At 34.6% G+C, this 1087-nt stretch carries 1 protein-coding gene; it reads right to left on the minus strand.

Annotated features, from left to right (window positions below; all coding sequences use genetic code 11):
* Positions 1–1087: hypothetical protein (locus ABWI07_RS44340; RefSeq protein ID WP_353822235.1), on the minus strand; the 1087-nt coding region annotated here is incomplete at both ends.

Raw genomic sequence — 1087 nt, forward strand, 5'->3', positions numbered from 1 at the left:
GTAGGGAGCAAAGATTGATTCACGTTCGCTATCAGTCTCTCTTTTTGGACGATTCTTAAAAGCAATGTTCACAGCCCTGCTATTCATTTCAGAAGAAAATAATACTTTTTCATTTGAATCAATAGACAGTACACCAGTCAGATTAATATCCGCATAGTTTTGGCCAATACCTCGACCACGATATGTGCTTTCAGTAGCCAGTATTTTCAAATAACGTTCTAAACTCTTTCCAATTTCTCCTGATTCAGTCACCAGTAACATTTCCCCTCCATCAAATCCAGCCCAAGCCATTGCGGCCGTTGCCTTATTTGAGAGTTCGTCTAGGTTGACATGTTTCGTATCAAAAATGGATGAAATTACTTTATGACGCAAGCCTTTACCAGTACGTGTCCCAGATTTACTGACAAAGAACCTTGTCTTAGTAATCTCACGACATGCCACCAGCATTTGATAGATTGGCTGTAGTTGCGCATTATGCAAGCTGTCTACATCATCTATCACCATTCCTAAGTAATTAGCGTTCAAGATTGACATTTCAATTACATCAGAGAGCTGACAATCAAACACTTTAAAGTAACATTCATTGTCTTTGATAGAACAATTTTTTAAAATTTTCTTTTGATGCAGATCCATTTGAAAGTCATGACAAGCAATAATCGATGCTTTTATTTCTTTAAGAGGTTTTAGCTTTATCTGTTCATCTATAAAAGATATAATTTCTACAACTTCACTAGCTGTGAAGTCAGAACGCTTGCCTAATTTATATTCATGAGCAATATCCATCTCTGACAATCGTTTGAATTGTGAGGTTGAAATATCATATAAATATCCATGATGCAAAGCAATCTTTCCAAATAGATAATCTAAAATCACATTGACAAAACGAGGAATACTTTTACTTGATTTTAATGTAACTACTTCTTTATCTTCTCCATCGTCAGTTTTTTCAGCTTTTTTATTAACTCCACCGTAGAAAATAGATACAGTATTTTGACCATTGTTTAAATGCAAACTAGGTCTTTTGATTCTTTTATTTTCTCCTGTAGACTTTACTGACAGATAAGGATATTCATAAATATCACGATGC

The organism is Actinomadura sp. NPDC000600, assembly GCF_040492135.1.
GTDB lineage: Bacteria > Actinomycetota > Actinomycetes > Streptosporangiales > Streptosporangiaceae > Spirillospora.